The following is a 5,420-nucleotide window of genomic DNA, read 5'->3' as shown; positions in this document are numbered from 1 at the left end:
ACGTAATGATACATTTTGATTTCCTCGCTTTCTTCTTTTATTCATTATAGCATGGTGTTGTTAGGAAATATTGTGACATAAAGCGCAACTTCATCCATAAATGAATCCATATACCTATTGTGCATACTTAGTAACGATTTTATACTAACCGTAAAGTATCGAAATGTTACTAAGTGAAGGGGAGAGAAATAATGGCAATTATTTTTGGGAAATGGCAGGATTGGACATGGTTTGAGCGCGGTTGGCTTGCTTTGTTTACCACAATTAATCTTATTTTATTTTTTGCATGGGATGATACAATTTTAGGGTTAATTTCATCTATTGCAGGCATGCTATGTGTTGTGTTAGTCGCAAAGGGGAGAATTAGTAACTATTTCTTCGGTGTGATTCAAACTGCAACATACGGCTATATTGCCTACACATATCAATTATACGGGGAATCGATGCTGAATTTATTATTTTATTTACCAGCACAATTCATCGGTGTCTATATGTGGTTAAAGTATAAAAAGCCTGAAAATGAAGCGGTGCACGGTGAAACGGTTTATGCAAAAAGACTTTCAGTAAAGCAGTGGCTGCTCGTTGTTGTATCGTTTGTTATTGGGGCAGTGCTTTATGGCTGGCTATTAACAGCAATCAATGCACAGCAAGTACGCATTGACAGCATGGCGGTTGTTTTGTCCGTTATCGCACAAATTTTAATGATTTTACGTTTTGCAGAACAATGGATACTGTGGATTTTGGTCAATATGCTAACGATTACATTATGGGTCATTACGTTAGTGCAAACAGGTGGTAATGACTGGACGATGGTAGTCATGTGGAGTGCATTCCTCATCAACTCGGTATATGGTTATGTGAACTGGTTACGCATTGCTAAAGGACAGGTGAACGTATAATGAAAGTAGGGTTTTATGGTGGCAAATTTATGCCGTTTCATCAAGGGCATTTATATAGCACATTGAAGGCAAGTGCCATGGTCGATAAATTGTATGTCATTGTTCTATACGATGAGGAGCGTGATCGCAAGCTTTGTGAGCAAGGCAATATACCATATATGTCTTATAAGGAGCGTGCCTTGTGGATTTCACAGGAAACAAGAGATTGTCCAAATATCGAAATTTTGTATATTGAGGATGCCGATTCACTGGATGCAGACTATAATTGGCTTGAGGGTGGCAAGCGCATTAAAGCGGCGATTCATGAATCCATAACACATGTTTTCAGCTCTGAGAGCAGCTATAGCAAGTGGTTCGATCAAATTTATCCAGAGGCAGAGCATATAGTATTAGATGAGGCGCGTCAAATGTTTCCGATTAGTGCCACACAAATTCGTACAGAAGGTGTATATAAGCATTGGGATATGCTGCCGATGAGCGTGCGTCCATTTTTTACGAAAAAAGTAGCAGTTGTCGGGACAGAAAGCTGTGGAAAAAGCACATTAGTTCGCAATTTAGCGAAGCTTTTTCAAACGACCTATGTGGAGGAATATGGACGTACAATTTGTGAGGAAATTGGCAACGGCTCAGATTTAATTATCGACCGTCATTATGAGGAAATTACTTATGGTCATAAGCATTTGGAGTTCCAACGACTGAAACAGGCAAATAAAGTGCTGTTTATTGATTCGGAGCAAGTGGTGACGCAATATTATACAAAGGTCTACCAAGGCTATGAATTGCCTATCGTTGAGGAAGCCATTGCGACACAGCGCTATGACTTATATTTGTATTTAGAGCCAGATGTACCATGGGTTGAGGATGGCTATCGTGTATTAGGTGAAGCCTCAGTGCGTGCAAGTAATAATGCACTGTTAAAAGAAATGTTTGCACAGCGTCATATACCCATTATTACAATTAAAGGCACATATAATGAAAGAATGGAGCAAGCGATCCAGCATGTGCGTGCATTAATTGCTATATAAATATCGCAAGGAGCTGTCTGGAACGTTGCTTTGAGACAGCTCCTTGTTTGAAAGGATGGTTACATGACATTCGATAATGAACAGCAATTTTTAAGCCATTATCAACAAGAAAAAGAGCGATACGAAAAGCCGAGTGTCACAACAGATATCGTTGTATTTACCGTTTGTCAGGAACAGCCTGCATTAGAAGTATTGCTTATTGAAAGAAAGCATCATCCATTTCAGCATTGCTGGGCTTTACCTGGTGGCTTTATGGATATTAATGAATCGTTAGAACAAGCAGTGCAACGAGAGCTACAGGAGGAGACAGGTATTACCGATCTATACGCAGAGCAATTGTATACATGGTCAGATGTAGAGCGTGACCCGCGCATGCGTATTTTAAGTGCATCCTATATGGCACTTGCTGCGAAAAATAAAATGCAGCTAAAGGCAGGAGATGATGCGCGTGATGCAAGGTGGTTTAGTGTTGCAACCGAAAGCTTGCTAAGAGAGTATAAAGAGACGAAGGAAATGCTGGAAGAAACGGAGGAGATTTTACTAACGTTAACGAACAAAGAAAAAGCTGTGCACGCACAGGCTCGCTTGCGCGTACGGAAACAGGCATATGGTACAAAAACAACAGAAGTGATTGAAATGATAGAGGATGGCGCAAATACAATCGCTTTTGACCATGCAAAGATTATTTTATACTCCTTGTATCGTTTACGTAATAAAGTGGAATATACGAATATTGCCTTCAATTTAATGCCTGAAAAATTTACATTACCGCGCCTGCAAGCAGTGTATGAAATGATTTTAGGCAAAAGCTTGTTTAAAGCACAATTCCGTCGTCATATTGCAGATAAAGTGCTAGCAACAGGTGAAGAAATAAAGGAGGGAGCACATCGTCCATCACAGCTTTATCGCTATAACCATCGTTGGGTATTTGGCTCATTGTAATGCTATACTAATAGGTGGGTGATCAAAATGAAATCAATCCATTTACAATCGTTGCTCGATGCATATAAAGACTTATCTGAATCGGCTTTTTTACAATATGTCCAGCAATTTGATATGGAGAAAATACGTACGAATGAGCTGGATGATTTAAATCTGTTGGTGGAGGAGCTGATAAAGGCGGGAGAGCCACCACTACACCATTTTTTCGTTGGCTACAAAATCAAACAAATTAGCAAGGAATTTGATTTATTGCGCATTGGCAAAAATTATATTGTGAATATTGAGCTAAAGAGCGAAAGTACGAAAAATCGTATACGCAAGCAATTACAGCAAAATGTTTATTATTTGAAGTTTTTGGAAGTGGATATTTTAAGCTTTACCTTTGTTTCATCAACAAAAACATTGTACCAGCTAAAAGGGGATAGGCTGATTAAAGTATCCTTTGTCCATTTGCTGCAAGTGATAGAAAATCAGCAAATACGCATGCTGACAAATATTGATGATGTATTTGATCCAATTAATTATCTCGTATCACCGTTCGAGCTACCACATTCCTTTATCAATGGGGAGTATTTTTTAACGTCCCCGCAAATGACCTTTAAACGAGAAATACTGGATTTAGTAGAGCGCAATACGTCTGTTGTGATTGATGGTGCGCCAGGGACGGGGAAAACATTGCTGACCTATGATTTAGTGAAAACGTGGAGAAAAGCAGGGAAAAGGGTTGTCTTGGTTCATGGCAATGTGCTGAACAAAGGGCAGCGCATTTTAAATGAGCAGTATGGTTGGGCTATTCAAACAGTGAGTGAGATGTCTTTGGAAAGCATTGATATTGTCGTAATTGACGAGGCACAAAAGCTCAGCTATGAACAGCTACAGCATATTCGAGGGAAGCTATTAGAAAGCAAAATCCCCGCTGTTTTTTCACTCGATGCAGGGCATTATTTCTTCGGAGAAGGGCATAGAATTGATGTCAGGGGCTATATTGAAAAGCATTTTGATACGAAAATTTATGAGTTAAAAATGGTGATGCGTTACAACAAGGAGATGCAGTCCTTTGTGCAGCAGCTTTTCGACCAACGTCTGGTCATTGGCAAACAGCATTTTCCGAATATTAGCATCCATTATTTTTCGACGAAAGCGGCTTTTACGCAGCATATGGAAGAATGCAGACGGACGAACTGGCTTGTCGTAGATTGTTATCACTTTGAGCGACCAACGACGCGCGATATTTTAGGAAATGAGTTTAATCGTGTCTGTGTCATCATTGATAGTCACTTTACGTATAAAGCGAATGGTCGTCTATCAGCTGCAAGAAAGAGTGCTGCCATTGATCCGCTGCAAGTGCTGTACCATACAATTATTCGTACACGTAAAAAACTGCAATTAGTCATCGTGGACAATGTGACGATTTTGCAATCCATCATTCATTTATTGAAAAATGAAAATTAAAAGGAGAAACTCGAATGAAAATATGCGATAGTGCCACAGCATTTGTAGCACACTATGAGCCCACAATAGCCTATCTGGAAAACTACTTTGCACACAATCAGGAGCAGTTTACAGAATATTTTACATATCATTGTCTACGTAAAGAACAAAAAATGCAGGATGCCTTAGGGAAGCATCCTGCACAATTGAAGCAAATACAGCAAATGGCACAACAAATGCCAAAGCTGATTACAGAAATTGTTCGATTTTATGAAATAACTTATCGTGTGCAATTTACACAAAATGTGCATTTACTTGTAGGAATCTATGGCTCCAATGCTTATACATACCGTCAATACAACCCTGAAATCGCCTTTTGTTTAGAGAAGCTTTCGCCACAGGAAGCGCATTTAAGTGTTATTATCGCGCATGAATTTGGACACGCATTGCATAATTTGCTATCGATGCAAGAGAATATTGCTTGGGAAATGGTGGATTGGGCAAATCCAGTTACTTGGCTATTGCAGGAAGGTGTAGCGACATATTTTTCAATGCAAGCTGTCAATGCGCGAGCTGATGTTTATTTTGCGTATGATGATGACCTCGAGTGGCTAGTGTTTTGTCAAGCACATGAGCAACAAATCGTTGAGAAATTCAGACAGGATTTACAGCAATGCGCTACACAGGAAATGTTCAAGGAATGGTTTTCCATTAATGGAGGCGCACAGTTCGGCTATACGAGGCTTGGTTATTATATCGGATATCGTTGTGTGCAGGAGCTAGTTAGACAATATGGTGAGCTAGAAGCGGTCACATTATGGAAAACCGCTACATTTCAGGAATGCATGCACAAACAGTTAGAGCAACTAGAACAGCAAACATTTTAATAAATTGAAAAATACGAATGAGTAACTTTCAAGAGTATTACATATTCGCACCATAATTGATGTAAAAAATGATACACTAACTGAAGAGAACGTTGACAAAATAGTTGCCACAAAATGATGTGTTTTCTGTAAGCGATTCATGCAAAGGGTAATAATATCTTGTCAGCCTCTAATCTAAAAGGAATTTATCCCGTATTAACAGGCTGTAAGACCCCCACTTCAAAATAGTGAGTGGA

At 39.3% G+C, this 5,420-nt stretch carries 5 protein-coding genes; all 5 read left to right on the top strand.

The window, feature by feature from the left end:
* The first annotated feature begins 191 nt into the window (after positions 1 to 191).
* The 5 genes from pnuC to C9J34_RS15465 all read left to right on the top strand — a co-directional run bounded on the left by pnuC (position 192) and on the right by C9J34_RS15465 (position 5,184).
* Positions 192 to 899, top strand: coding sequence for a nicotinamide riboside transporter PnuC (gene pnuC, locus C9J34_RS15485; protein WP_107841084.1), 708 nt, complete (start codon positions 192 to 194; stop codon positions 897 to 899).
* Positions 899 to 1,924, top strand: a complete 1,026-nt coding sequence (gene nadR / locus C9J34_RS15480; protein WP_107841083.1) for a multifunctional transcriptional regulator/nicotinamide-nucleotide adenylyltransferase/ribosylnicotinamide kinase NadR — start codon at positions 899 to 901, stop codon at positions 1,922 to 1,924. Before pnuC ends, nadR begins: the two co-directional genes overlap by 1 nt.
* Before the next feature lie 63 nt (positions 1,925 to 1,987).
* Entirely contained in the window at positions 1,988 to 2,866 is an 879-nt protein-coding gene (locus C9J34_RS15475; protein ID WP_107841082.1) for an NUDIX hydrolase, read from the top strand.
* Positions 2,867 to 2,893: 27 nt separating this feature from the next.
* A complete protein-coding gene (locus tag C9J34_RS15470; RefSeq protein WP_107841081.1) occupies positions 2,894 to 4,318 on the top strand; it encodes an AAA family ATPase in 1,425 nt (474 codons plus the stop codon).
* Positions 4,319 to 4,332: 14 nt separating this feature from the next.
* Positions 4,333 to 5,184, top strand: a complete 852-nt coding sequence (locus C9J34_RS15465) for a DUF2268 domain-containing putative Zn-dependent protease (protein ID WP_107841080.1) — start codon at positions 4,333 to 4,335, stop codon at positions 5,182 to 5,184.
* Positions 5,185 to 5,420 lie beyond the last annotated feature (236 nt).

It is taken from the genome of Metasolibacillus meyeri (assembly GCF_003049505.1).
Lineage (GTDB): Bacteria > Bacillota > Bacilli > Bacillales_A > Planococcaceae > Metasolibacillus > Metasolibacillus meyeri.
The sequence above is the reverse complement of the archived record's forward strand: the minus strand, read 5'-3'. Positions and strand labels throughout refer to the sequence as shown.

Excerpts from the sequence above, each read along its gene's own strand:
- pnuC (WP_107841084.1), top strand. The coding sequence starts at position 192 with ATGGCAATTATTTTTGGGAAATGGCAGGATTGGACATGGTTTGAGCGC.
- nadR (WP_107841083.1), top strand. The coding sequence starts at position 899 with ATGAAAGTAGGGTTTTATGGTGGCAAATTTATGCCGTTTCATCAAGGG.
- C9J34_RS15475 (WP_107841082.1), top strand. The coding sequence starts at position 1,988 with ATGACATTCGATAATGAACAGCAATTTTTAAGCCATTATCAACAAGAA.
- C9J34_RS15470 (WP_107841081.1), top strand. The coding sequence starts at position 2,894 with ATGAAATCAATCCATTTACAATCGTTGCTCGATGCATATAAAGACTTA.
- C9J34_RS15465 (WP_107841080.1), top strand. The coding sequence starts at position 4,333 with ATGAAAATATGCGATAGTGCCACAGCATTTGTAGCACACTATGAGCCC.